At 46.0% G+C, this 840-nt stretch carries 1 protein-coding gene; it reads left to right on the top strand.

From position 1 onward, the window contains the following. On the top strand, nt 1-840 hold an 840-nt coding region (locus R7P74_RS25650; RefSeq protein ID WP_318123462.1), incomplete at both ends, for a fatty acid cis/trans isomerase.

Here is an 840-nt window from a genome sequence, read left to right as displayed (position 1 = left end):
CCGATGACGGCATTCATTGATATGCCAGTGAAGTCTCGCTTCAAATTCATGCTTGATAACGCGCAAAACACCATAATGGCGTATATCAAAGGCCCTGTTTGTCGTGGTCAGCTTGCACTTAACGTCATCAATGATCGCTTCTGGGTATTCTTCTTAGACCCAGACAAAGCTGACATTCCTGAGGTTAACGAGTTCTACCGTTCACAAGCAGATAACTTAAAACTGCCAGCCGAACAAGAAAGTAATACGCTTCCAGTCACAAACTGGGTTAAGTACGCACGCCAACAAGCGCGTTATCTTGAGGCGAAATCTGAGTTCACGAACAATTGGTTTAAGCATGGCGAAAACCTATCGACTGACGTCATTTGGGACGGTAACGGTACCAACCCAAATGCAGCATTAACAGTATTCCGTCATTTCGACAGTGCATCTGTAGTTCAAGGGTTGGTTGGCGAGCAGCCAAAAACAGTCTGGATCTTAGATTACGCTTTGCTAGAGCGTATTCACTACCTATTGGTAGCAGGGTTTGACGTATACGGTAACTTTGGTCACCAGTTGATGACGCGTATGTTCATGGACTTCTTACGTCTTGAAGGCGAGAGTAACTTTGTTACCTTGTTGCCTGCGGATATGCGCCACCAGCTTCAATCGAGCTGGTATCAAGATCAAAGCCCTCAGCTTAGTGACTTTTTGCAACGTAACGTGAAGCCTTTTAATCAACCGACCAGCGTTGTTTACAAAACGGACGATCCAAAAACCGAGCTACTGAACATGATGCGCAAACGCTTATCGCCAGTGCTGCTGCCGCGTTATGAGATTACCGATACTGCGCTTTCAGAT

Source organism: Vibrio sp. 2033, from assembly GCF_033339735.1.
The sequence above is the reverse complement of the archived record's forward strand: the minus strand, read 5'-3'. Positions and strand labels throughout refer to the sequence as shown.